This window comes from Xenorhabdus eapokensis (assembly GCF_001908105.1).
In genome coordinates, this window is the sequence record NZ_MKGQ01000022.1 from 36,017 (window position 1) to 62,989 (window position 26,973).

At 43.3% G+C, this 26,973-nt stretch carries 20 protein-coding genes and 2 pseudogenes; 15 read left to right on the top strand and 7 right to left on the bottom strand.

Features of this window, described 5'->3' with window-relative positions; genetic code table 11:
* Positions 1-194 precede the first annotated feature (194 nt).
* From Xedl_RS13925 to Xedl_RS13945, 5 genes are all read left to right on the top strand, one after another.
* The gene (locus Xedl_RS13925; RefSeq protein WP_083600341.1) at positions 195-2,837 is read left to right on the top strand and encodes an outer membrane usher protein; all 2,643 of its coding nucleotides are present in this window, start codon (positions 195-197) and stop codon (positions 2,835-2,837) included.
* Between the two features lie 129 nt (positions 2,838-2,966).
* On the top strand, positions 2,967-3,725 hold the full coding sequence (locus tag Xedl_RS13930; protein WP_074024435.1) for a fimbria/pilus periplasmic chaperone: 759 nt from the start codon (positions 2,967-2,969) through the stop codon (positions 3,723-3,725).
* 119 nt (positions 3,726-3,844) lie between these two features.
* A complete protein-coding gene (locus Xedl_RS13935) occupies positions 3,845-4,408 on the top strand; it encodes a fimbrial protein (protein ID WP_074024436.1) in 564 nt (187 codons plus the stop codon).
* A 151-nt stretch (positions 4,409-4,559) separates the two neighbouring features.
* On the top strand, positions 4,560-5,315 hold the full coding sequence (locus Xedl_RS13940) for an MrpH family fimbial adhesin (RefSeq protein ID WP_244149721.1): 756 nt from the start codon (positions 4,560-4,562) through the stop codon (positions 5,313-5,315).
* A 30-nt stretch (positions 5,316-5,345) separates the two neighbouring features.
* A complete protein-coding gene (locus tag Xedl_RS13945; protein ID WP_339373744.1) occupies positions 5,346-5,609 on the top strand; it encodes a helix-turn-helix domain-containing protein in 264 nt (87 codons plus the stop codon).
* A gap of 104 nt (positions 5,610-5,713) precedes the next feature.
* Here the strand turns inward: Xedl_RS13945 and carB are convergent, their stop codons facing one another.
* The 3 genes from carB to dapB form a co-directional block, all read right to left on the bottom strand.
* Positions 5,714-8,938, bottom strand: a complete 3,225-nt coding sequence (gene carB / locus Xedl_RS13950) for a carbamoyl-phosphate synthase large subunit (RefSeq protein ID WP_074024439.1) — start codon at positions 8,936-8,938, stop codon at positions 5,714-5,716.
* A 16-nt stretch (positions 8,939-8,954) separates the two neighbouring features.
* A complete protein-coding gene (carA, locus tag Xedl_RS13955; RefSeq protein WP_074024440.1) occupies positions 8,955-10,115 on the bottom strand; it encodes a glutamine-hydrolyzing carbamoyl-phosphate synthase small subunit in 1,161 nt (386 codons plus the stop codon).
* A gap of 436 nt (positions 10,116-10,551) precedes the next feature.
* A complete protein-coding gene (gene dapB, locus Xedl_RS13960; RefSeq protein ID WP_074024441.1) occupies positions 10,552-11,373 on the bottom strand; it encodes a 4-hydroxy-tetrahydrodipicolinate reductase in 822 nt (273 codons plus the stop codon).
* A 436-nt stretch (positions 11,374-11,809) separates the two neighbouring features.
* Between dapB and Xedl_RS13965 the strand changes: the two genes are divergently transcribed.
* Positions 11,810-12,547, top strand: a complete 738-nt coding sequence (locus Xedl_RS13965; RefSeq protein WP_074024442.1) for a class I SAM-dependent methyltransferase — start codon at positions 11,810-11,812, stop codon at positions 12,545-12,547.
* Between the two features lie 145 nt (positions 12,548-12,692).
* Here the strand turns inward: Xedl_RS13965 and Xedl_RS13970 are convergent, their stop codons facing one another.
* Together Xedl_RS13970 and Xedl_RS33650 are read right to left on the bottom strand one after the other, a co-directional pair.
* Complete coding sequence (locus Xedl_RS13970; protein ID WP_074024443.1) at positions 12,693-13,841, bottom strand: PfkB family carbohydrate kinase; 1,149 nt, start codon at positions 13,839-13,841, stop codon at positions 12,693-12,695.
* Positions 13,842-14,454: 613 nt separating this feature from the next.
* On the bottom strand, positions 14,455-14,799 hold the full coding sequence (locus Xedl_RS33650) for a transposase (protein WP_339373743.1): 345 nt from the start codon (positions 14,797-14,799) through the stop codon (positions 14,455-14,457).
* A 52-nt stretch (positions 14,800-14,851) separates the two neighbouring features.
* On the opposite strand from Xedl_RS33650, the pseudogene Xedl_RS13980 reads away from it, so the two are divergent.
* The 5 genes and pseudogenes from Xedl_RS13980 to potD all read left to right on the top strand — a co-directional run.
* Positions 14,852-15,466 (top strand): annotated as a pseudogene (locus Xedl_RS13980) (type I restriction endonuclease subunit R, EcoR124 family); the annotation flags it as partial.
* Between the two features lie 443 nt (positions 15,467-15,909).
* On the top strand, positions 15,910-17,025 hold the full coding sequence (gene potA / locus Xedl_RS13985; protein ID WP_074024444.1) for a spermidine/putrescine ABC transporter ATP-binding protein PotA: 1,116 nt from the start codon (positions 15,910-15,912) through the stop codon (positions 17,023-17,025).
* Positions 17,009-17,869 (top strand): spermidine/putrescine ABC transporter permease PotB, encoded by an 861-nt coding sequence (gene potB / locus Xedl_RS13990; protein WP_074024445.1) that lies wholly within the window; start codon positions 17,009-17,011, stop codon positions 17,867-17,869. The genes potA and potB overlap by 17 nt, the downstream gene beginning before the upstream one ends.
* Positions 17,866-18,645: a spermidine/putrescine ABC transporter permease PotC gene (gene potC, locus Xedl_RS13995; protein ID WP_074024446.1), complete on the top strand. Its 780-nt coding sequence runs from the start codon at positions 17,866-17,868 to the stop codon at positions 18,643-18,645. The genes potB and potC overlap by 4 nt, the downstream gene beginning before the upstream one ends.
* A 140-nt stretch (positions 18,646-18,785) precedes the next feature.
* Complete coding sequence (gene potD / locus Xedl_RS14000; protein WP_074024447.1) at positions 18,786-19,835, top strand: spermidine/putrescine ABC transporter substrate-binding protein PotD; 1,050 nt, start codon at positions 18,786-18,788, stop codon at positions 19,833-19,835.
* Positions 19,836-19,897: 62 nt separating this feature from the next.
* On the opposite strand, the gene Xedl_RS14005 is transcribed toward potD, so the two are convergent.
* A complete protein-coding gene (locus Xedl_RS14005) occupies positions 19,898-20,770 on the bottom strand; it encodes a phosphorothioated DNA-binding restriction endonuclease (RefSeq protein WP_074024448.1) in 873 nt (290 codons plus the stop codon).
* A 612-nt stretch (positions 20,771-21,382) separates the two neighbouring features.
* Here Xedl_RS14005 and Xedl_RS14010 point away from each other — a divergent pair.
* Genes Xedl_RS14010 through Xedl_RS14025 form a run of 4 tightly spaced genes read left to right on the top strand, consistent with a single transcriptional unit; the run spans position 21,383 to position 25,464 of the window.
* Positions 21,383-22,381, top strand: a complete 999-nt coding sequence (locus Xedl_RS14010) for a 3-oxoacyl-[acyl-carrier-protein] synthase III C-terminal domain-containing protein (RefSeq protein WP_074024449.1) — start codon at positions 21,383-21,385, stop codon at positions 22,379-22,381.
* Positions 22,378-23,397 carry an NAD-dependent epimerase/dehydratase family protein gene (locus Xedl_RS14015; protein ID WP_074024450.1) on the top strand — a complete coding sequence of 340 codons (1,020 nt, stop codon included), beginning with the start codon at positions 22,378-22,380 and terminating at the stop codon, positions 23,395-23,397. The genes Xedl_RS14010 and Xedl_RS14015 overlap by 4 nt, the downstream gene beginning before the upstream one ends.
* A complete protein-coding gene (locus tag Xedl_RS14020; protein ID WP_074024451.1) occupies positions 23,390-24,196 on the top strand; it encodes an MBL fold metallo-hydrolase in 807 nt (268 codons plus the stop codon). The genes Xedl_RS14015 and Xedl_RS14020 overlap by 8 nt, the downstream gene beginning before the upstream one ends.
* On the top strand, positions 24,193-25,464 hold the full coding sequence (locus tag Xedl_RS14025; RefSeq protein ID WP_074024452.1) for a F390 synthetase-related protein: 1,272 nt from the start codon (positions 24,193-24,195) through the stop codon (positions 25,462-25,464). The genes Xedl_RS14020 and Xedl_RS14025 overlap by 4 nt, the downstream gene beginning before the upstream one ends.
* A gap of 44 nt (positions 25,465-25,508) precedes the next feature.
* Here the strand turns inward: Xedl_RS14025 and Xedl_RS14030 are convergent.
* A pseudogene (locus Xedl_RS14030) lies at positions 25,509-26,779 on the bottom strand (MFS transporter).
* Between the last annotated feature and the right edge of the window lie 194 nt (positions 26,780-26,973).

Consider the following 26,973-nt stretch of genomic DNA (forward strand, 5'->3'; position numbering starts at 1 on the left):
CCCTTTTTTATTTAACTAACCTCAGTATCGGTCAGGCTCCTCAATTTAGATCGATGAACTTTAATGACGCCATGTATGAGGTAAGAACTCTTGTGCGCTTACAGACTTGGTTATGTCTGACAGGCGGCTAATTTCAAACTGGATGATTAACGATTCATTGTTCAGAGGATGCTATGGTTTTGTTTTCAGATTCTATGAGTCATGATTTTTTATCTAAAAATAGAAAAATAATCAGTAATAAAAAGACAAGCAGTAATAGAAATAGTGTGATTAATCAAAAAAGAATAGCTAATAAAATAAAAACAAGGCACTTACTGTTTGGCATTAATCCTCTTTTTACTCTTATCCTGTTTGCATTGTCTGGTATTCAGGTTGCTCATTCCAGATCATCAGTCGAATTCAATATTGGTGCACTGGATATCAATGAACGTACCAATATTGATTTGGATAAATTTGCCCGTGCAGGTTATATCATGCCGGGTAATTATATGATGAGTGTGCGGATGAATCAGCATGAACTTCCGGATACCTATTCTATCGATTTTATTGCGCCACCTGATGAGCCAAAAGGTAGTGAAGCCTGTATATCTCCTGAATTGGTGAAACAAATCGCTCTGAAACAACAGTGGGTAGAAAAATTAGGCTGGCAGAATGAGGGTAAATGCCTTGATCTTAATACGTTGCCAGGTATGTCAGCCAGAGGTGACCTCGCCACTTATACGCTTTATTTGATCATACCTAAAATTTATCTGGAATATGACTTACCAGACTGGGATCCCCCTGCTCGTTGGGATAATGGGATAGCCGGATTACTGTTTGATTATAACGTTAACGCCCAAACCTCTAAACCCGTTCACGGTAGTAATAACCAACAGATAAGTGCCATCGGAACAGCAGGGATGAATGTCGGGGAGTGGCGTTTTCGGGCTGACTGGCAGGCCAGATATAACCGTTTCAAAAACCAGGATGGTGATAAATGGGAGGATTCTGAGGGCAGAGAACGTCATTGGGATTGGAGTCGTTACTATGTATATCGTGCTATCCCTCGTCTGGAAGCGAAATTGACATTGGGTGAGGATTACCTCAATTCCAGTATTTTCGATAGTTTCCGCTATACGGGCGTCAGCGTAGTGACTGATGAAAATATGTTGCCACCGAATTTACGTGGATATGCGCCTGAAGTCACAGGTGTAGCACGGACTAATGCCAAGGTGACGGTTAAGCAACAGGGGAGAGTGCTGTATGAAACTCAGGTCGCTTCTGGTCCATTCCGTATTCAGGATCTTAGTGATGCAGTAGTCGGAACACTGGACGTCAGAGTCGAAGAGCAAGACGGTGGTGTGCAAGAGTTTCAGGTCAATACTGCGACGATCCCTTATCTGACCCGCCCCGGACGAGTACAGTATAAATTTGTGGGTGGTCAATCCACGAATGATAAGCATCGTCGCGAAGGGCCTGCGTTCGGCTTAGGCGAATTCTCGTGGGGAATTAACAACGGTTGGTCGTTGTATGGTGGTCTCTTAGCTGCGGGAGATTATAACGCTTTATCACTGGGGATCGGCCGTGACTTGATGATGTTTGGGGCATTATCGTTTGATATGACAGAATCGAGGGCAAGATTACCAGGAGAAAACAAAACCCTGACAGGGGGATCTTATCGTCTTAGTTATTCGAAACGTTTTGATCGATATAACAGTCAGGTGACGTTTGCCGGATATCGTTTCTCCGAGCGCAATTTCATGAATATGGGGCAGTATATCGATCGTCGCTATCGCAACACTTTTTCCAATAGCGGCAAAGAGATGTATACCATTACCTTCAACAAGCAATTTACAGATATTGGTTTAAATGCCTACCTTAACTATAGCCATCAAACTTACTGGAATCGGCCAACAAACGATCGCTATAACCTTTCCTTATCCAAGTATTTTGATATTGGGCGTTATAAAAATATTAGCGTCAATCTGTCAGCCTATCGTAACAATTTTGACAATAAAAAAGATGATGGCATGTATCTGAATCTTTCCATTCCGTGGGGAGAAAGTGGCACTGTCAGCTACAATGGATTAGTTAATCGTCAGGGCAATGCACATACAGTGGGTTATTTTGATCGTATTGATGATCGCAATAACTATCGTATTTCAATGGGGACGAGTATCGGTGGCAGGGCGTCAGTTGACGGCTATTACAACCATTATGGCGACCAGACATTACTCACTGCCAGTGCCAGTTATCGGGATGGTGGCAATACTACGGCAGCCCTTGGCCTGCAAGGTGGCGTAACGGTAACGGCAAAAGGGGCTGCCCTGCACCGTACTAATATGCCTGGTGCAACTCGCCTGATGGTAGATACAGAAGGGGTTAGCAATGTGCCTATTCGCGGATTTGGTTCAGCGGTACATACCAACTACTTTGGCAAAGCCGTACTGGCCGATGTGAATAACTACTATCGCAACAGAGCAAATATTGACTTAGATAACTTACCTGATGATGTAGAGGCACTGCGTTCTGTTCAGCAGGCAACCTTAACGGAAGGTGCGATTGGTTATCGTAAATTCCAAGTGATATCAGGAATTAAGGCGATGACAGTCATCCGGTTACCTGACGGTTCATTCCCACCTTTTGGTGCTTCTGTCTTGAATTCTGCTCAGCGTGAAATCGGGATTGTCAGTGATGATGGATATGCTTATCTGAGTGGAATAAATCAGGGGGAAAAACTGCAAGTACATTGGGATGGACAAGCTCAGTGCGAGATTACAGTGCCAGATGAAATGACGTCAGAGTCTTTAACTTCACTTTTGCTACCTTGCCAGTTTTTAACAGGTGATGATAAGTAAATTGTAATAAAACGATCCAAAAAATCGTTATTTAATAGAGTATTATGTTTATTCGATCTGAAAAATGCGGCGATTAGCCAGTGCAGCAATATAAACATGGGTCTCTTTTGAGCTTGAGCAAATGACACTATGAAACTGAAAAATATTCTAATGATAACCGCTATGACGGTAAGTAGTTTGATGCCAATTCATCAGGCAACGGCCGCGATAGCGTTAGATCGCACGCGTGTGATTTTTAATGGCAATACCAAATCCGTCAGTCTGAACATTGAAAATCAGCATCTCGATTTGCCTTATTTGGCACAGGCATGGATTGAAGATGATAAGGGAAATAAGATCAATAGCCCGATTGTGGTTGTTCCACCGGTACAACGTGTTGAGGCTGGGGCGAAGAGCCAGGTTAAAATTCAAACACTGCCGGCGATAGCCCAATTACCACAAGATAGGGAAAGTCTGTTCTATTTCAACATACGTGAAATTCCACCACGCAGTGAAAAATCAAACGTGCTGCAAATCGCTTTGCAGACTCGCGTCAAATTGTTTTATCGCCCGGAAGCCGTGATTGCACGCCGTATTGATCTTGATAATCCCTGGCAGGAAAAACTTACCCTAACCCGTGAAGGCAATCAATACGTGGTGAATAACCCAACACCTTATTACATCACTATTTCAGAAGCCTCGAATAAGGTGAACGGTAAAAGTGTGGCGGGATTTGAACCTCTTATGTTGGCACCCAGAAGCAGTGAAAAACTGGGAGGCACCACTAACTCATTAGGTAATACACCAGTACTGACCTATGTCAATGATTATGGTGGACGCCCACAGTTAACATTCAATTGTAGTGGCAATACTTGCGCAGTGACAAAAGTTGTGACTGATGGAAACTAATTAAGTTGCATTGATGGCGCTCCGTCAACCCAGGTGTTGACGGGGCATCAACACAGAATTAGCCGAAATACGATGCGTTTTTTTCGGTAATTAGTTGGATAAATGTAGGGTAAATAATAATGAATCCGTTAAGCATCAGATTATCCAGATATGTATTGCCGATGCTGTTTCTTTTCGGCATGGGTAGCCAGCAAAGTGCCTATGCACGGGATAATCTGCGTCAGGATGTCAGAATTACGCTAACTGTACTTGCTCCCACTTGCTCGATTGAGACAAAAGATCAAAACATAGAAGTGGATTTTGGAAATATTCTTAACAGCGATCTTTATCTGAAACATCGTACCAAGAGCAAGCCATTTTATCTGAACTTAAAGGATTGTGATCCTCAGATGATAAAACGTCTAAGGATAAAATTCTTGGGAGAGGTGAGCCAAGAGCTACCGGGATTATTGGCAGTGAGATCTAACGATCGTCTTCATGGCATTGCTATTGGTATGGAAAAAATGGATGGTACGCCGATGCCATTTAATAAAACCAGTGCATTCCCATTATTAGCTAATAGCAGAGATAACAAGATTACATTCCAGGCGTATGTACAAGCTACTCCCCGCGTTATTCGAGAGAAAAAGATAGGTGTTGGTCCATTTACGGCAATCGCGACTTTTGAAGTTAATTACGACTAGTCATGCTGACTGGTTTTTCATCCACGATCTTTAGTCAGAGTTTGATGTTATTGGAAAATAAGTTATGCGCCATATTAAAAAATCGTTGTTGAAGCTAGCAGCTCTGTTGTTTTTGGTCAGTGCCACACATGCTTATGGTGGGGCTTATGTTATGCCGGTTAATACGATCCCATCAGGTGATCAGGCGATTACAACTATGGAAATCATTGCATGGACAGAGGAAGAAGGGATACCCAATCCTTGCTATGAAAGGAGTCCATGCTATGTTGGCCCAGATGTTCAATATAGGGGCGAGTGGAAAAAGCCAGGAATGCATGGCTCCTGTAGAGAGGCAGATGTGTGCCTGAATGATGCTCATCAATACCCGACAACCGCTGACGTTATGCGAGCTTATAAACAAAAATTTGGCATTCCTCTACGGGTAACGTTTACCATCATGAGCACAAATGCGGATTGTATTGGTCTGTTTTATACAACTGATATAAAAGAGGGATATGGTTGGGCTGAACAATTTCCAAATTCTACCTGTAATAAAATGCCGCCTCCAAATCAAAGTTGTGAAATCTATTTACCTTCTGAAATTGCTTATGGGGAATTAACTGCAACAGAAATAAATAATGCAACCCGCTCAATTAACGGTAAATTTAAATGTTCTGCTTATAGTAACGCAATTATATTGCATGCCAAATCAACTGATAATGAAGACAAGGTTTACCTCGATTCCAATAAACAAATGTATTCAACGCTGCAAATTAATGGAAAAAATGCGGCAGGCGGCGTGAGGGTCACTACACAAAGGCCGAATGAATACACACCTTTCAAACTGACGTCAGTATTGCACACACTAACTCCCCCGAAAGCCGGAAAATATGAAGGTACTGCAATAGTTTATTTAACTTATTTATAAATTGAGAGTGGTAATATTATGCAAGTCAGTATGCTGGTAGGAAAAAGAATCCAAATGAAAAGAAAAGAAATTGGAGTGACAGCAGCAGAGCTGGCAGACAAAATTGGAGTTAGCCATCAGCAATTGTCACGTTATGAACGCGGAACCAATAAAATCAGCCTGGAGCACTTGGTTGCTATTTCTATCGCCCTGCAAACGCCGGCAAATTGGTTTTTAGAGGATTGTTTTACTCCCCCTAAGGTTCATATGAATAATCAATATACTTGTGTAGCAGAAACAATTCTGGGTTTATAACATTGAGTTTAATTGATAGTAGCCATTCCAATTCAGGAATGGCTTTGTTTTTTTACCGCCAAAAAATGGCGGTATCTTATTTGGTAGCGTTATTTTAGGTGTATTTATTTGGCGATCTTAGCATGCATTTCTTGTACAGAAATAACCTGCTCAGTAGGATCAGCACTCAGTGCCATCGTCGTTGCAAAGCCACCGTTCAGGGTTGTGTCATAGTGCACTTTATATTGCAGTGCGCTGCGACGCAGCAGTTTTGAATCTTCAATCGCCTGGCGACCCGCAGTGGTATTAACGATATAGTCGTATTCACCATTTTTGATCCTGTCCTGAATATGCGGGCGTCCTTCATGAACTTTATTCACCAAACGTGGGTTGATCCCTGCTTCACCCAATACAATGGCTGTACCATGCGTCGCATCCAGTTCAAAGCCGTGTTTAAGTAATTTAGCGGCCAAATCGACAACACGTTCTTTATCACCTTCGCGTACAGACAGTAGTGCCCGGCCTTGTTTGCGCAGGGTGGAATTACTGCCTAACATCGCTTTTGAAAACGCCTCAGCAAAAGTACGGCCAACCCCCATAACTTCACCGGTAGAACGCATTTCTGGTCCCAGAATTGGGTCAACACCTGGGAATTTATTAAATGGCAGTACCACTTCTTTCACGGAGTAGTAAGGTGGAATGATCTCTTCAATTGTACCTTGCTCAAGCAGAGACTGGCCTGCCATCACCCGTGCCGCTATTTTTGCCAGCGGCATACCCGTTGCTTTGGAAACAAATGGAACGGTACGTGCTGCGCGTGGGTTCACTTCAATCAGGTAAACTTCGTTGTCTTTCACCGCAAACTGCACGTTCATCAGACCGCGGACACGCAGTTCAAAGGCCAGTTTTTCAACTTGCTGGCGCATCACATCCTGAATTTCTTTGCTCAAGGTATAAGCTGGCAAAGAACAAGCTGAGTCACCGGAGTGAACACCCGCTTGCTCGATATGTTCCATAATGCCGCCGATCAGGACACGTTCACCATCACAGATAGCATCCACATCAACTTCAACAGCGTCATCAAGGAAACGATCCAGCAGGACTGGCGCATCATTGGATACGCTAACCGCAGTCTGGAAGTAACGGCGCAAGTCTGGCTCGTCGTATACGATTTCCATTGCCCGTCCGCCCAGCACATAAGAGGGACGAACGACCAGCGGATAACCAATCTCATTACCTTTTTCAACCGCCTGCTCGATAGTGGAGACTGTCGCATTGGCGGGTTGTTTCAGGCCAAGGCGATTAACGGCTTGCTGGAAACGCTCACGGTCTTCTGCACGGTCAATAGCATCAGGGCTGGTGCCGATAACAGGAACACCCGCCGCTTCCAGTTCACGAGCCAGTTTCAATGGCGTCTGGCCGCCATACTGAACGATAACGCCTTTTGGTTGTTCAATACGCACGATTTCCAGTACGTCTTCCAATGTGACAGGTTCAAAGTACAGGCGATCGGAAGTGTCATAATCGGTCGAAACTGTTTCTGGATTACAGTTCACCATGATGGTCTCAAAACCATCTTCACGCAGAGCCAGAGCAGCATGTACGCAGCAATAATCGAACTCAATGCCTTGCCCGATGCGGTTCGGGCCTCCGCCCAATACCATGATTTTCGGTTTTTCATTGTTCGGGTTGGCTTCACATTCGTCTTCGTATGTGGAGTACATGTAAGCGGTATCGGTAGCAAACTCTGCCGCACAGGTATCAACACGCTTATAAACTGGGTATAAGTTGTAGTCATAGCGTAGCTTACGGAGCTCTTTATCCGAGACTCCCACCAGTTTCGCCAGACGCGCATCAGCAAAACCTTTGCGTTTCAGATGGCGCAAGAAATCAGCGGTCAAACCGTTAATACCCTGTTCTGCAACTTGTTCTTCCAGACGAATCAACTCTTCAATTTGTACCAAGAACCAGCGGTCGATATTGGTCAGGTTGAAGATCCCATCAACGGACATACCCGCGCGGAAAGCGTCAGCGATATACCAAATACGTTCAGCACCGGCATCTTTCAATTCACTGCGGATTTTGGTCAGGGATTGCGGATCATCCAGATTAACTGTCGCATCAAATCCGGTCGCGCCGACTTCCAGACCGCGCAGAGCTTTCTGCATAGACTCCTGGAAAGTACGGCCAATTGCCATCACTTCACCAACAGATTTCATCTGAGTGGTTAGGCGGTCATTGCTGCCGGCAAATTTCTCAAAGTTGAAGCGCGGGATTTTCGTCACAACATAATCGATGGAAGGCTCGAAAGACGCAGGGGTGAGTCCGCCCGTGATGTCGTTCATCAATTCATCAAGGGTATAACCGACCGCCAGTTTTGCGGCGATTTTTGCGATTGGGAAACCTGTTGCCTTGGAAGCCAGTGCTGACGAACGGGAGACTCGTGGGTTCATTTCAATGACGATCAGACGGCCATTTTTCGGGTTTACTGCAAACTGAACGTTTGAACCACCAGTTTCTACTCCAATTTCACGCAATACCGCCATCGAAGCGTTACGCATGATTTGGTATTCTTTGTCGGTCAGGGTCTGTGCTGGTGCGACGGTGATGGAGTCACCAGTATGGATACCCATTGGATCGAAGTTTTCAATGGAGCAGATGATAATGCAGTTATCGTTTTTATCCCGCACTACTTCCATCTCATACTCTTTCCAGCCAATCAGGGATTCATCGATCAGCAATTCATTGGTTGGAGAGAGGTCTAAGCCGCGTTCGCAGATTTCTTCAAACTCTTCACGGTTGTAGGCGATACCGCCACCGCTTCCGCCCATAGTAAAAGAAGGGCGGATAATGCAAGGGAAACCGACGTCTTCGGCTACCGCCAGCGCTTCTTCCATCGTGTGGGCAATGCCAGAACGAGCGGTGTCCAGGCCGATTTTCTTCATCGCCTTGTCAAAACGCTGGCGATCTTCTGCTTTATCAATGGCATCAGCGGTCGCACCAATCATAGTGACGCCAAATTCTTTCAGTACGCCCTGGCGCTCCAGTTCCAATGCACAGTTTAGTGCCGTTTGCCCACCCATTGTTGGCAGGATGGCATCAGGGCGTTCTTTTTCAATGATTTTGCGCACGACTTCCCAATGGATCGGCTCGATATAAGTTGCATCAGCCATTTCAGGATCGGTCATTATCGTTGCTGGGTTCGAGTTTACCAGAATGACGCGATAACCTTCTTCCCGCAGCGCTTTACAAGCCTGTGCGCCGGAATAGTCAAATTCACAAGCCTGACCGATAACAATTGGGCCAGCACCTAAGATCAGGATACTTTTAATATCAGTACGTTTTGCCATTTTTTTCTTCTCCTGATTATTTGGTGTTCTGAACGTTTGTCAGGCGATATTGCTCAATTAACTCGATAAAATGATCGAACAGCGAAGCGGCTTCATGTGGGCCAGGGCTAGCTTCCGGGTGCCCCTGAAAACTGAATGCTGGCTTGTCAGTGCGATGAATACCTTGCAATGTGCCATCAAAAAGGGATTTATGCGTTACACGCAGATTGGCTGGCAGTGAGCTTTCATCAACCGCAAAACCGTGGTTCTGTGCCGTGATCATGACAACATTGCGATCCAAATCTTTAACAGGATGGTTTCCACCATGATGACCAAACTTCATTTTCACCGTTTTTGCACCACTGGCCAACGCCAGCAATTGATGCCCCAGGCAGATGCCAAAGACCGGAATTTCGGTATCCAGGAAGGTTTTGATTGCTTCGATAGCATAGTCGCATGGCTCTGGGTCACCCGGTCCATTGGACAGGAAAATGCCATCCGGTGCCATTTTCAGCACTTCATCGGCGGGGGTTTGTGCCGGTACAACGGTAACGCGGCAGCCGCGATCTACCAGCATACGCAGGATATTGCGCTTCACTCCAAAATCATAGGCCACAATGTGGTAAGGCAATGCTTGCTCTTCGCGAGCTTCGGGTAGTCCATCCGCTAATGTCCAGCTTCCTTGTACCCATTGGTAAGATTGGGTTGTCGTGACTTCTTTTGCCAAATCCATGCCTTTCAGGCCAGGAAATGCTTTTGCTTTTTCCAGTGCAATTTGAGCATCCGTTTCATGACCGGCAATGATACAGCCGTTTTGTGCCCCTTTTTCTCTTAACAGGCGGGTCAGTTTACGGGTATCGATATCCGCGATAGCAACGATATTATGACGTTTCAGGTAATCAGACAGGTTTTCTTCGCTGCGGAAATTACTGGTCACTAAGGGTAAATCACGAATAACTAAGCCTTGGGCTTGAATGGCGGGGGATTCTTCATCAGCGGCATTGATGCCGACATTACCAATATGGGGATAAGTAAGAGTAACAATTTGGCGGGAATAGGAAGGGTCGGTAAGTATTTCTTGATATCCGGTCATTGAAGTATTGAAGACCACTTCCCCAACAGCCACACCCTCAGCACCAATGGCGCGACCGTGAAATTGGGTTCCATCTTCCAGAACCAATATAGCTGACTTAATCAAAACGCCCTCCAAGATGAATAATGAGTCGCATCCAATGCATATTAATTCAGAGTTAATCCTTAAAATCAATGCCAATCATGATTTTTGTCAAAATTTTGGCAAATTGCGCGCATTCTAATGATGAGAAGGGGGGTTGTCTACAAAAAATGGCATTTTTATTGGCTTTTTTACAACTTTTGGTCTGAATTTCAGTAAATGTAGCTGAAAAATGTAAGGAAAGGGGGAGTGAATAAACGATTATGTGAGAGAAAACTTAATAACAGAAAAAATAGAGGGCTTTTTTCGTGCTTATGGGAAAAAGACAACAAAAAGACTAAATATTATTACAGAAATAGCAGTTAATTGGGGTATTTAATTATGGATTGTCCGAATTTCATTATTACGCAATTTTTTTTAAAATAATTGCGTAATAACATATAGTTATAATATTTTAAAATTAAATTTTATCAAGATTTAGCACGTCTTTCATATCATAAAGACCTCTATTTTTTCCTGTTAGCCATATTGCTGCCTTAATGGCGCCATTAGCAAAGGTCATTCGGCTTGAAGCCTTGTGGCTTATCTCTACACGTTCACCAATATCGGCAAAGATCGCGGTATGCTCTCCCACAATATCACCTGCTCGTATAGTGGCAAATCCGATGCTTTTAGGATCTCGCTCTCCTGTATGGCCTTCACGGGCATAAACTGCGCAGTTTTTGAGATCGCGACCCAATGTCTTAGCGATGGATTCACCCATTGCCAATGCTGTTCCTGATGGAGCATCTACCTTATGGCGATGGTGAGCTTCAATAATCTCGATGTCGGTATATTCCCCCATCACTGCGGCAGCTTTTTCCAGCAATTTTAGTAGCAGATTGACGCCGACACTAAAATTCGCGGCAAAAACAATGGAGATCTCACGGGAGGCTTCTGCAATGGCTTGTTTACCGGCATCATCAAAACCTGTTGTACCGATAACCATTGATTTGTGATATTGCCGACAAATGGAGAGGTAGGCCAATGTGCCTTCAGGACGAGTAAAATCAACCAATACATCAAAGTGTTCAATGACCTGATGCAGGTCATCATTGATAATCACGCCGTTTTTACCAATCCCAGCCAGCTCTCCAGCATCGGTTCCCACCAATGATGAGCCGGAACGTTCTAAGGCTGCACCAAGCGTAACCCCCTCCAACAACTGGACTGCCTGAATAAGGTGGCGTCCCATGCGCCCGCCAGCGCCCACGATAGCAACACGAATATCTGCATCAGCCATAAAACCCTCTCTGTAAATCATTTTTAATTGAGGTAACCAAGGAAAGTTCTACAGCTTAACTGGCAAGAACTGGCTGCGCCAGACTTATAGTTTGGTAATAAGAAAAACAGGGATGATGTTGGAAATTATAAAAAAAATTAAACTGGAAAAATCGTATGAAAAACGTTTATGTATTAAATAGTTAGATTGAGCGTTAAAAGGATTGCCATAAACTCCATAATCATCCGTACAATAAAATCGAATATTAAAGGGTGATAAGAGGATGCCCCAATGCTCTTGAATATAGCAATATCTGGTTATTCTTGATTTAATTCAAACAGATTGTTTATCGTGTAAAATTAATCATGTTACAAAAATAATTATACCTAATTATTTCATGATACTTTATCTTTATAAAATAGTACCCTTATTCTATTTTTTATCAGGAGCCATAATAATGGAAGAGCAAGCAAGCTATGATTTAATTGGAGAGCATTACGAACAGTTTTCCAATACGGTAGCCCAACGACAGTCTGAGCTTCGGGATATACTCAACATGGTCGGTGAGATACAAGGAAAGTCAGTTCTGGATCTAGCTTGCGGGTATGGTTATTTTGGGCGGGAATTGCACCAGCGCGGGGCTTCAAAAGTGGTTGGCGTTGATATTTCTGCAAAAATGATTGAACTCGCTAAAATCAAGTCAAAACTGTATGGTGATAATATTGAGTTTCATGTACAAAATGTATGTGAAATGAAATTAGATGAAAAATTTGATATTGTTATCGCCGCTTTTTTATTCCACTATGCAGAATCCACAGAAGAACTGGAAACGATGTTTCAAGCAGCGGCTGAGCATTTAAAACCTTCCGGCAAATTAATTGCTTATATGGCATCACCTGATTATCGGTTAGAAAGCGGAAACTGTGAGAATTATGGTTTTAAGATTTTGAGCGAAGAGCCGTGGAAAAATGGCTTCCGTCACCAGGCCGAATTTCTGTCAACCCCCCCAAGCCCTTTCACGTTTTATCGTTGGAGTCGTGAGAGCTATGAAAAAGCACTTAAAAAAGCAGGATTCGATCATTTCCGCTGGCAAAAACCAACGGTCTTAGACAACGATTTAGTGCGTTATCCTCAAGGTTTTTGGGATAATTACCTACAAAATTGTGTCCATACCGGACTTGTTTGCCAGTTTTAAGCTCACTCCCCATTCCTTTCGCATTACGATTGAATTTAATTCAATCGGATATAAACATTGACATGAATGGGCATTGAAAAAAATGCCGGGTCCAGCCCGGCTCTAGCCACAATACTAACATTCTACTTTTTTATTTTTATGATATTTATTGGTTTTTCATCATTGTTATTGGATCTAATAGCAGTAATTTATCAACAGCAAATGGAGATAGGGTTAGTGAATGTGTTAATTCAGTAGACAGGACAAGTGCAGCACAGCGTTGGGCAAAATATACACTTTCCTTAAAATCCATACCTGCTAACGCGCAATGAACTAATCCTGCCATCATTGCATCACCGGAGCCCGTGTTATTGACAATATCAACAGGCAATGCCGGAGAGTGGCCAGATATATAATCTAACTCACTGTAGTAAACACCGTCAGCTCCCATACTTAAAACTACCCGCTGTACTCCTTGCTCATGAAACCATGATGTGACCAGCTTAACCTCTTTTATTGAGTTAATTTTAATGCCACTGATTTTTTCTGCTTCCAGCCGATTGGGTCTGATAGTATGAATATATGTTAGCCAGTTACGTACTATGCCCGCCTTATATGACGAAACAGGATTAACAAATATGGGCACATTACCTGAGTTTTTAAATAACCATTCCAGAGTATCCTCTCTCAAATTGCAGTCGATACTCAGTATGCCTGCTCGCTCAATGAGAGCTTTAGATTTATTGAGTAACTCAGGCGTGAGTTTTTTCAAAATATCCATATCACTCACGGAGGTATACGGTTCACCATGACTATCAACTATCGAATGATAAATCGAAGTTCTTTCATCATGGAGTTTATGAGAATGGCTAAGGTCAACACCGGCTAACCGGGTTTCTCTAAACAGTCTTTTTCCATATGAATCATCACCAAAAATAGAAATTAAATAACTATCATTCTTTAACGTAGCAATGTTATGCGCCACATTTCGGGCAACACCACCTAGCGTATATTTTGTTTTCCCTGGGTTGGAATCTTTCTTTAATAATTCAGTCGAAGCGAAGCTGGTAATATCCATATTGGAAGCCCCTACCGTTACGGCATAATTTCCACTGGAGAAAATGTATCCTTTTCCTTTTATATGCCCTTTTTTTTGTAGGTTAAGGATATATCCTGCGACGCTTGAACGACTAATGCCAATAATATCAGCGATTTCTTTTTGGGCGAGAAAAGGATTTTTCCTGAGAAGTTGTAATATTCTAAACTCCAGATTATCCATTTTTCTCATATCATACCCTTTGTTGTTTTTAAACATAGTTGTTTTTATTCCATTGATTAATGACAGTAAAGCGTATTTTTATATATTATGCTGGTAGTGAGAAAGCGATCGAAAACTCAATGATATGTTGTTTATCGTTAAAAATGTGATTTTACTCTTAAATTTTCACCTGAAAAATAACCAATTAACGGAATTTTAAAATACTTAGTGTGGTAACCATATTTTATTCTGCTTTCTTTCCATAAAAAACAATTGGTTGCATAATAATTGCATTATTCTTAACATTTGTCTTTTCTTCCACTTTAATTTTATTTTGCAAATGAAATGAGAATTCGCAATTACATTGAAATGTGATATTCAACACACTTTCACCAATGTGGAATATAAACCTAACGATTTTATTGCGATGTGATATTTTTAAATTGAATAAGATTTTTATTATACCGTTAATTTTTTTTGATTATGTTGTTATTATTGGTGTTTTTAATTGTTAATTAAATGAAGTGTTTATTTTCATCATAAAAACCAATATTTTTTTATATTTAACTAACTTTTTTATTCAGGGCAAGATCACAAACATTTTTAATTAACTTATTAATCAGGTGGTTAAATACCTATATTTTTATCATGCCGCATAACGAATTTTAGGCTAGTGGAAAAAACGGGCAACATGCGCCTTTCTTTTCTGGTGCTTCCTTAGATGGCTTTTGACCTTTCCGGCTAATTCCTGCTGACTTTTTGCCGGTGAGGAATGACGAAGGGCACTTTTTAGGTCATCATTGAGATACTCATCGGGATTCAATTCCGGTGAATACGTCGGTAAATAAAACACCGCAATCCGGTTCTGATCCTTTTCTAACCAGCTCGTCACTGTTTTGGCATGATGCACCCGTAAGTTATCCAGAATTAAATAGACCTTGCGACCCTCTTCTTTTATTAAGCGTTGAAAAAATTGGAGCAATTTTCGGGCGGTCATCGTTTCCCTGTATAACATGAATCTCACACTGCCCCGATTGTTGATGGCGGATATCGCTGCGATGCAAGCGATTGAGATGCCAACTGAGCGTACTATTCAAGATTATCGCTCAACCTATAATGATACGCGTGATTGGTTACGCCGTGAAAAGTCATCTAACGAGAAAGATAAATCTACTATTGACTGGGATGATGTCGTCTTTGAAGTGGACTTACTCAAATCACAGGAAATTAATTTAGATTACATTCTTGAGTTGGTTTTTGAAAACAATAAAAAGAATAAAAATAAGGCAGAACTAATTGATGAAGTTCGCCGTTTAATTCGTTCCAGCCTTGGTAATCGAGCAAAAGAAAGTCTACTTGTTGATTTCATTAATCAAACTAACTTGGACGAAATTATTGACAAGGCCAGTATCATTGATGAGTTTTTCAAATTTGCTCAAGCTGAACAAAAGCGTGAAGCAGAGGAGTTAATCAGCTCAGAAAAATTAAATGAAGATGCGGCTAAGCGCTATATTACGGCATCATTAAAACGAGAATATGCCAGTGAAAATGGTACAGAGCTAAACTCAACGCTACCTAAGTTAAGTCCACTTAACCCGGAATACAGAACGAAAAAGCAGGCTGTTTTCCAGAAAATTGCTGCATTTGTTGAGAAGTTTAAGGGGGTAGGTGGGCAAATATAGGTGTGAGCTAATATACAACAGTCGATCTACTACTAGCTATTATAAGCCACTGACTAACCATCTAGACACCTTGATGTTTAGATGGCTAGCTGGCTAAGTGTTAATGATGATAGGGTTTGCTTTGGATATTTGCCTGAATTTATTGAAAAAATAATATTTTCCCAATTCAAAAATATTCAACATGAAACTATTTCCATTCGGTAAAATTCGGAGCAAAATAGGGTTCGTTGTTATTATTCATAAAATAGTCATAAAAAATGACATATTGTCATTGTTTCAGCTTTCAATTTGGGCTTACTGCGTTTATGATGCGCGCTTCGTATTTTCAACCGGCGCCACTGGCTTTGAGCTTTAGCGGAGAAATGATGTCTCCTGCTAGCTAACACAGTCTTTTCCCGTGGCGGTTCTATCTGCATTATTCCAAGGGATAGATGATAGCATAAATGACTGAGAACACCTCTCTGACACCACTCGTTGAATTGAAAGCCTTGAGTAAGGGCTTCGACGGTAAACAAGTTATTTCACAGCTCGATCTGACCATCAATGATGGCGAGTTCCTGACCATTCTTGGGCCATCCGGTTGTGGCAAGACCACCGTACTCCGCCTGATTGCCGGGCTGGAAGATGCAAATAGCGGCCAAATTTTATTGGAAGGGCAGGATATTACTGATATTCCCGCCGAACACCGTCATGTTAATACGGTTTTCCAAAGTTATGCCCTATTCCCTCATATGACCGTATTTGAAAATGTCGCTTTTGGACTTCGGATGCAGAAAACACCGGAAAAAGAGATTGCTCCGCGTGTTGAGGAAGCATTGCGCATGGTTCAGCTTGAAGCGTTTGCCCTGCGTAAACCTACCCAGCTTTCCGGCGGCCAACAGCAACGTGTGGCGATTGCCCGCGCGGTTGTCAATAAACCGAAAGTCTTGCTGCTGGATGAATCGCTGTCCGCACTCGACTACAAGTTGCGCAAGCAGATGCAAAATGAGCTAAAGGCGCTCCAGCGTAAGCTCGGTATCACCTTTATCTTCGTGACTCACGATCAGGAAGAAGCTCTGGTCATGTCTGACCGCATCGTGGTGATGCGTGACGGACGCATTGAACAGGATGGCTCTCCACGTGAGATTTACGAAGAGCCGAAAAATCTGTTTGTTGCCCGCTTTATCGGCGAAATCAACATCTTTGATGCTCAAGTGTTACATCGTATTGATGAGCAGCGGATACGCGCCAATGTCGAAGGTCACGAGTGCGATATTTTCACGTCTTTGCCAGTGACGGTAGGGCAAACGTTGAAAGTGTTGCTGCGTCCGGAAGACCTGCGCGTGGAAGAGATCAACAACGGTGAGCAGGTATCGGGTTTGATTGGTTATGTTCGCGAGCGTAACTACAAGGGGATGACATTGGATTCCGTGGTCGAAATGGAAAATGGCAAGATGGTCATGGTAAGCGAATTCTTCAACGAAGATGATCCTGATGTTGACCATTCCCTGAACCAGAAGATTGCCGTCACTTGGGTAGAAAGCTGGGAGGTTGTGCTGGTCGATGAAGAAGACGCGTAAACTATTCCAGAATATCGTCATTACGGGCATCGTATCCTGGCTGATGCTGTTCGTCTTTTTGCCGAACTTGATGATCATCGGAACCAGCTTCCTGACCCGTGATGATGCCAATTTAGTGCAGATGATATTCTCACTGGATAACTATACCCGATTATTCGATCCGCTGTATGCCGAAGTGTTGCTGCATTCGCTGAATATGGCGATTGTCGCGACGCTCTGTTGTCTGGTGATTGGCTATCCATTCGCTTTTTTCTTGGCTCGTATGTCGCAGAAATTGCGTCCCCTGATGTTATTCCTGCTGATCGTACCATTCTGGACGAATTCGTTAATCCGTATTTATGGTTTGAAGATGTTCCTCAGTACCCGCGGGTATTTGAATGATTTTCTGATGTGGGTGGGGATTATCGATAAGCCGTTGCGCATCATGTATACCCCTGAGGCGGTTATACTGGGTCTGGTTTACATCTTATTACCGTTTATGGTGATGCCGCTCTATTCCAGTATTGAGAAGCTGGATAAATCCTGTCTGGAAGCGGCGCGCGATTTGGGCGCGGGGAAATTGCAAACCTTTATCCGCATCATTGTGCCACTGACTATGCCGGGTATTATCGCCGGTTGTTTACTGGTATTGCTGCCAGCGATGGGACTGTTCTACGTAGCTGACTTGATGGGCGGGGCGAAGAACCTGCTGATCGGTAACGTGATTAAGAGCCAATTCCTCAATATCCGCGACTGGCCGTTTGGCGCGGCGACCAGCATCTGTTTAACGCTGGTAATGGGGTTGATGTTATTGGTTTATTATCGTGCGGCTAAGTTGCTGAACAAGAAGGTAGAACTGGAATGATCGGACGCCTGTTGCGCGGTGGTTTCATGACCATCGTTTATGCTTACCTGTATATCCCGATTATTATTCTGCTGGTAAGCTCGTTTAACCAATCACGCTTTGGTATTCGCTGGCAGGGTTTTACCACCGAATGGTATAGCCTGCTGTTCACCAATGATAGCCTGCTTCAAGCGGCAGGCCATTCCCTGACGATGGCGGTAACTTCTGCCACGTTTGCCACCTTAATTGGCTCCCTGACGGCAGTCGCCTTGTATCGTTACTCATTCCGTGGCAAAAAGTTTGTTGGCGGTATGCTGTTTGTTGTAATGATGTCGCCAGATATCGTGATGGCGATTTCATTACTGGTGCTATTTATGCTACTTGGTGTCTCATTGGGATTCTGGTCACTACTGTTTTCGCACATCACCTTCTGTTTGCCGTTTGTGGTGATAACGGTTTACTCCCGCCTGAAAGACTTCGATGTCAAAATGCTGGAAGCGGCGCGTGATTTGGGGGCGGGTGAATTGACTATCCTGCGAAAAATCATCCTGCCGCTGGCGATGCCGGCGGTTATGGCAGGTTGGTTACTGAGTTTTACCCTATCGATGGATGATGTGGTTGTTTCTTCATTTGTGACGGGGCCAAGCTATGAAATTTTGCCACTTAAGATCTATTCAATGGTAAAAGTGGGAATTTCGCCGGAAGTGAACGCATTGGCAACGATTTTATTACTTATGTCGTTGGTTTTGGTGCTGATTAGCCAATTTGTGATGCGTGATCGCACAGGTAAGTCTTAATCTTCTTTTAAGCACCAATCTACAACGTAACAACTGGCTTTACCCCACAAAATGTGGCTTTTATAATAGCCGTTTTTTGGGGGGTAGGTTCACGCGGAACCTATACGATACTAACGCACTCACTGCGTGGAAAACATGATATGAAAAAGTGGTTTTATCTTTTGGCCGCTGGGATGATGGCATTAAACATTGGCTCTGTAAATGCCGCTGATGATGATGGCAAAACGCTGTATTTCTACAACTGGACTGAATACGTTCCGCCTGGTTTGCTCAACCAGTTCACCAAAGAAACTGGGATTAAGGTGATTTATTCCACCTATGAATCCAATGAGAGCATGTACACCAAGCTGAAAACCTATAAAGACGGTGCTTATGATTTAGTGGTTCCATCCACTTACTTTGTCTCAAAGATGAGTAAAGAAGGAATGTTGCAAAAAATCGACACCAGCAAATTGAGCAACTTCCGTAATCTTGATCCTAACCTACTGCATAAGTCTTTTGACCCGAATAACGATTACTCTATCCCTTATATTTGGGGCGCCACGGCGATTGGCGTCAATAAAGATAATATTGATCCCAACTCCCTCTTTTCTTGGGCTGACCTCTGGAAACCAGAGTACAAAAGCAGCTTAGTCCTGACTGACGATGCGCGTGAAGTTTTCCAGATGGCGCTGCTGAAATTAGGATATTCCGGCAATACCACTGATCCGAAAGAGATTGAAGCCGCTTATCAGGAACTAAGAAAACTGATGCCCAATGTACTGGCATTTAACTCTGACAACCCAGCCAACCCATTTATGGAAGGCGAGGCGGATATCGGTATGATGTGGAACGGCTCTGCTTATGTTGCGCGTCAGGCGGGTACACCGGTTGAGATTATCTGGCCGAAAGAAGGCGGAATTTTCTGGATGGATAGCCTGGCTATACCAGCGAATGCCAAGAATGTCGATGGTGCGATGAAATTGATCGATTTCTTGTTGCGCCCTGAAATTGCGGCACAGGTTGCCAAGAAAATTGGTTACCCAACGCCGAATCTGGAAGCGAAAAAATTACTGCCAAAATCCATGACAGAAGACAAGACTTTGTACCCAGATGAAGCCGTAGTCAAGAAAGGCGAATGGCAGAGTGATGTTGGCAATGCCAATATTCTGTACGAAGAGTATTTCCAAAAATTGAAAGCAAGTCAGTGACCTAAAATCAGGTTGAATTGTTAGGGGAAGCTTTGGTTTCCCCTTTTTCAAATAGTTGCAGACTATTCTTTAAAAACTTGATTGCGATGCCAGGCGATGAAACTTTCCAGCGGATAATAATCTTTATTCTGGGGAAGTAATATTGACTGTTTTGCGAAATTCCAAAAAAGTTGCTTCACCATCAATCCACCATTAACACTTTCTGAAACCAGTAAATTCATATTATTGTCAATACTGATTGATCCCATATCGAATGCGGAATGGTGCAGTGAACAAAGGGCAAGCCCATTGTTTACGGTACAAGGTCCGCCGTATTGTTTCCATTTGATATGTGCAGCTTCCAGGCCAACGGGAGTACTGTCATGTCGCAGATTGTAACCACATATCGCACATTCATAGTTATAGGCGCGCAGTATCTGCCGGCGAAAATGGGGATCACGCATTTTGCGGATATCACTTAAAGAGAAATCCAATTGATTAGCAAGCAGCTCCTGTATGCTGTCAGGGAAATGCTCACTCAGGATTTGTTGTGCCAGTTTATCGATGACAGCGGGTTTTTGGCGTAATAACTGGTAGCTTTGTTGGTCGAAACCACCTTTGACGCCAAATTCAATCAATTCACGTTTTGGCGGCTCCTTACTCCCTTTTTGTGGTGTACAGAGTTCGGTATTTTGCAATTCCCAAAACCCGTCGCCACGTAAGCGCCAGAAGGGTAAAGGGGGATAATGGGTTTTGCGTTTTGGGCCAAAGTTATTGAGGAGATCCAGCAATGGTTGGTGGATCTCCTCCCCATAGTCAAACAGTCGTTCATGGCCTTTCTGATATTGGGAAAGTACATACAGTAACAATAACGGCTTATGTGGTGCACGTTGATCACCCTTGCGCCATACCGAAAGGTTAGAGATTGTGACTTGAAGTTCTTTGATTGCAGACATGTAAGTTGTTTGATTAATGGGTATGGTATTGCGATCATGCTCGCAAAAGTGATGATAGGCAAGGTGTTGACTTCAATTAGCAGAATTATTCTTCTGAATAAATACTTCTTATTCAGAAGAATAAACTCGGTATTTTTGCTTTTAAAATATATATATGTTGCTAATTTTATATTTTACTTTTATTTAAAAATAATAAAAATATTGGGCTAATGCTTATTCAAAATCTTAGGATGACTATATTTATATAATTTACTTTTGAAACAAAAACTAAAAATGACTATTTCTCATTAATTATATCAAGTGTGTTTATTTGTCAATTTACATTGACTTTTATTTTACATATAGACAACAAACGCCATAATTAAATCTCATAATATATTTTCCACATTAAAAAAATTTCATGATATTGAAATGATGAATTGAGAAAACTTTTTATTTTTCATATAACTGCGTTGAGTGTTTCAAATTAATAATATGATGTATCATAAATATATACTTCCTGTTTAATCGTCTATCTGATAAATAATCATTTATTCTCACCCTATTCAGAATTAACTTCATATTCTGACAACGAATTAAAACAAAAAATTAACACTTGGAAGCAATAAAAAAATGAAAAATTCACATGAATTGATCCCATTAAAGATCATTGCGTCTGGCGTTGCTTTACCAGAAAACAAAGTGTATTCCACCGATTTAGATTTAAGATTAAACAAACCGAAAGGTTTTGTAGAAAGACACTCAGGAATAGAATATCGCTACCATTCTGATTATCAAGCATCACAGGCTAAATTAGCCGCAGATGCATTGCATAATACTTTAGAAACACACCAAATCTCGCCAGATTCAATTGATCTGCTGATTTCAGCTTCTGCTATCCCGATTCAAGCCTTACCTTATTCCGCAGCACATATTTTAAACGAGAGTCAATTAAAGGCCGGTACTGCCTGTTTTGATATTAATTCAAGTTGTGTGAGTTTTATCTCTGCGTTGAGTGCTGCCAGTGGGTTGTTGGCAACCAGACAATATCAGCGTATTGCCATTGTTTCCGCCGAGATGGCTTCCCGTGGCATTGATTGGTCACATCAAGAATCATCTCTGATTTTTGGTGATGGGGCGGCTTGTATGATCGTTGAAAGGGGAGATGGAAAAAGCGGAATTGTTACCTACAAACATGAAACTTATCCAGAAGGCCTCGAATTATGCGAGATTCGGGCTGGCGGAACCCGCAAAAATCTGCGGGCGGGCATGGAAGATAGTGACTTTCTGTTCCAGATGCAGGGCAAGCCACTGTTTAAACTGACCGCCTCATTAATTGAAGATTTTACAGCGCGTGTACTGGCGAGTGCCAATCTTGCAATGTCTGATATTGATACCGTGATCCCGCATCAGGCGAGCCATTTAGGGCTGAAACATATTCGCAACCGATTGAATATCAGGGATGAAAGATTTGTGAATATCTATCGTTATCGCGGGAATCAGGTTGCGGCATCCATTCCGAGTGCTTTGCATGAAGCCATGATGACAGAGCGTTATTACGGTCGTGATTATGTCATGTTGCTGGGTACGGCAGCCGGGCTTTCATTGAGTGAGATGATCTTAATACCATGAAAATTCTTGTCACCGGAGCAACAAGTGGTTTAGGTCGTAATGCCGTTGATTACCTGTTATCGCATGGGGAGACAGTGGTTGCAACCGGACGTGACCAACAGGCAGGAGCGTTGTTGACTTCATTGGGCGCAGAATTTCGTCGCGCTGAACTGGCGACCTTAACGGTAGATGAAGCAACCGAATTAATGTCAGATTGTGATGCAGTCTGGCATTGTGCCGCTAAATCCTCTCCCTGGGGCGATCCTGATGAGTTTGAACGTATCAATGTGGCTGCTACACAGACGTTGGCGCAGGCAGCAGGAATAGGTGGTATTCAGCGATTTGTTCATATTTCTACTCCAGCCGTCTATTTTAATTTTTCCCACCAGCAGCATGTTACCGAAAGTCAGCGCAGCCAGCGTTTTGCTAATGATTATGCCCGAACGAAATTTTTGGCCGAAGAGAGCATACGCCAACTGATCTGCCGTTACCCCGACACAACCTATATTATCCTGCGCCCCCGTGGGTTATTTGGCCCACATGACAGAGTGTTGTTACCGCGTTTGCTGGCTCAGGTTAAAGCCAGCGAAGGTGTTATGGCCTTGCCTGCGGGGGGAAGGAATGCCCTGGATCTCACTTACGTAATGAATGTTGTTCATGCCATGTCATTAGCGACGCAGCGCGAAGGCTTGCAAAGCGGGGCGATATATAACATTACCAATCAACAGCCACAGCCATTGGCGCAGATCTTAGGGCAGTTATTTGACGAGATGCAGTTTGATTACCGGATCAAATCATTGCCTTATCCACTTCTGTATGGCGTTGCGGCAATACTGGAAGGCATTGCCATGTTCAGCCGAAAAGAGCCGTTGCTGACGCGTTACGGTATCGGGGCGGCTTATTATTCTATGACACTGGATAACTCAAAAGCACGAAAAGAACTGGGTTATTCACCGATTTATACCATCGAAGAAGGCATTCATTTAACGGCCAACTGGCTAAAACAGACAGACCAGCAGACAGGTTCACATGGTTAAGATACGTGTTTTTGAAGTGGGATATTGCACTCATTCCGGTTGCATGGCACTGAAAGGCGCCAGTCTTCGCGTATGCAAATTTCCGGCGCGTGCGTGGTTGCTGGAGTGCGGTGATAAGCGCTGGCTGCTTGATACCGGCTATGCCAGCCATTTTTACGATCATACCCGCAATGGGATCATTCGGTTATATCGCACGGTCACGCCAGTCTACTTTGACACCAAAGACTCATTAGTGATGCAACTAAAAGAGAAAGGAATTCAGGCACGTGATATCGATGGCATCATCATTTCTCACTTTCATGGTGATCATATTGCCGGATTACGGGATTTTCCGCAGGCCAAATTTATCTGTTCGGGGGAAGGTTGGCGGCAAACCCGTCACTTACGCGGTATTGCTGCGCTGCAAAAAGCCTTTGTGCGGGGGTTAATACCGGAAGATTTCGAATCCAGAGCCAGTTTTTATGAAGGGTTTGAAACCAGTCCGTTGCCAGAAGAATTAGCGGTATTGGGGGAAGGTTATGCAGTGCCAGAAAGCCAGAAACAGATACTTATTGTTCCGCTACCTGGCCATGCAGCAGGGCATCTTGGTCTTTGTGTATTGACTGAACAGGGTTGGATATTGCTGGCGGGCGATGCCGCCTGGTCACCAACTAATTATCGTGAGCTGCGGGGGCCTGCAAAGTTGGCGAATCTTATTATGGATGACAGCCGAGCCTATTACGAAACACTGAATAAGCTGCATCAAATTGATCAAAAGCAGATCCCTATCCAGCTATGTCATGAAGGAGATTTGGCATGATATTCAAAACGCTTTGGTACTATTGGCGAGCCAGAAAACGGTGGAAATTTACCAACCGACAGCAGCTTGAACAACATCAATGGCGAGAATTGGCGAGATTTAGGCATCTGGTTCTGGCAAAAAGTCCTTATTTTTCCTTATACGGTGATTTACCGTTGGCGGAATACCCGCTGATGAATAAAGCCATCATGATGGAAAATTTCGACCAGATGAATACGGCGGGTCTAAAACGCGATGAACTTTTGGCATGTGCGCGGTTGAGTGAACAGTCACGAGATTTTAAGCCCACTGTCGGCAAATTCAGCGTTGGCATGTCATCGGGCACATCAGGGCAGCGAGGTATTTTTGTTGCCAGCCCGAAAGAACGGAGCATTTGGGCAGGAACCCTGCTTGCCAAAATGCTGCCAAAGGGCGTATTTCACGGTGAGCGAGTGGCGCTGTTCTTACGGGCGGGGAACAATCTCTACGATAGTGTCCAGAACCGTTGGATATCCTTCCGTTTTTTTGATTTGTTCGCTGACTTTCATCAGCAAGTACAAGCGTTAGCAGAGTATCAACCAACGATTATCGTAGCACCGGCTCAAGTATTGCGTGCGCTGGCATTGAAGCTCCAACAAGGCGAAGTATCATTGCCGCCGGTTAAAGTGATCTCGGTGGCAGAAGTGCTGGAGCCGCAAGATCGCCAACTATTGAAAACCGTATTCAGGGAAGTGGGCGAAATTTATCAGGCAACGGAAGGCTTTCTGGCGTGTACCTGCTCACATGGAACACTGCATCTTAATGAAGAGTTTCTGCATATTGAGCCAAAATGGATCGATGAATCGCGTTTTAACCCCATCATTACCGATTTTACACGGGAAACCCAACCCATTGTGCGTTACAAACTTGATGATATTTTGGTGATGAAGAAAACCCCGTGTGATTGCGGCAATCCTGCATTGGCGATAGAGCGTATAGAAGGACGCAATGATGACCAGCTCATTTTACCTGCGCTGGCAGGGGGAACAGTGAGTATTTTTGCTGATCCTTGTTCGCGGATTATTGCTAATACTCTGCCGCTAACCAGTGATTATCGGCTAACTCAGACTGAGTGGTCACTGAAATTGGAAGGAGATTGTGCTGTTGAGGTTCTTCGGCACTGTCAGTCAGCGCTGTCAGATTATTTTGCCAAACAGGGCGTTGCTATCAATAAAATTGAGTGGCAGTGTGTATCACAAACGATATTGCCGGATCTGTTTAATAAGCGCCGCCGGATAATCAGGAAGTGAAACTGTGCAATCGCCCTGGAGATGGTTGATTGTGTGTTTTTATTTTAGATAGATTTTTTCCGCAAGTAAAATCCCAATAAAATACCAACAACCGATAAGAGCATCATGTAGTAAGCGGGAGCCAATGCGGTATATACCAGTAATAAAGTGACGAAGATTGGTGTCAATCCACCAAAAATGGCGTAAGCCAAATTGTAGGAAAATGAAATGCCACTGAACCTGACTTCTGGCGGGTAACTTTTTACCATGACAAAAGGGTTGCACCAATCACACCTACAGTCAGGCCAGTGAGGGAATAAGCACCAAATAGTTTAAGCGGTTCATGACTAATATTGTGGTAGAAAAACCAAGTTGTGGTAGCCAATAGAATGCAACCAATAATCAGCACGATACCGGCTCCCCATTTATCGCATAAATATCCTACGGAGACACAGCCAATTGCCAATGAGATGATCGCCAGACTGTTTGCTTTCAAAGTCAGTGATTGTTCCAGATTAAAGACTGTCTGCATATAGGTTGGTGTCATCAAGATGACAACGACAATGCCTGCGGAAAGCAGCCATGTCAGCAGCATGGAAATAGAGATGGCGCGCTTGTGATTCAAAATGACAGTTTTTAGTGGTAACTCTTCTGCCAACGCTTTGCGTTCCTGCATTTCCTTGAAGACAGGGGTTTCATGCAGCCAACGGCGCAGATACATGGCGCATAAACCGAAAATGCCCCCTAAGAAAAATGGCAGGCGCCATGCCCAATCCAAGACTTCTTGTCTGGAATAAATAGTCGTAATAATGGTTGCGACGAGAGAACCAAATAAAATCCCCAAACTCAATCCTGCCGTTAAAATACCACAGGCAAATCCGACACGTTTATGGGGAACATGTTCTGCCACAAAAACCCAGGCTCCGGGCACTTCTCCACCAATTGCGGCGCCCTGCATAATCCGCATTAATAACAGCAGGATAGGGGCAGCAATACCTACGGCATCATAGGTGGGCAACATACCGATAGCCAGTGTTGGTACGGCCATCATCAATATACTGAGTGAAAACATTTTTTTACGCCCAATGAGATCACCAAAATGAGCCATGACGATCCCACCTAAAGGTCGAGCCAGATAACCCGCAGCAAAAATACCAAATGTCTGTAGTTGCCTGAGCCATTCAGGTATATCCGCAGGGAAAAAGAGTTCCCCAAGCGCAACAGCAAAAAAGACAAAGATAATAAAGTCGTAAAATTCCAGAGCGCCGCCTAAAGCAGCTAAGGACAGTGTTTTATAATCTTGTTTGTTTAATGGACGATTGTGATGTTGTGACATAATTTACCGATTTATAGTTATAAAATGGGATTTGAGGTGATTATTTTCAATGTTTTTGCCAGAAACAAAAATAGATGAAAATAAAACGGATGTTATAAATAAGCTTTCAAAATAGTAGATCACTTGGAGGGAACTCAGTCCAATTTTTGCGATCTGATTAATCGCCAAATCAAAAAAAATCCCAAAATGGACTG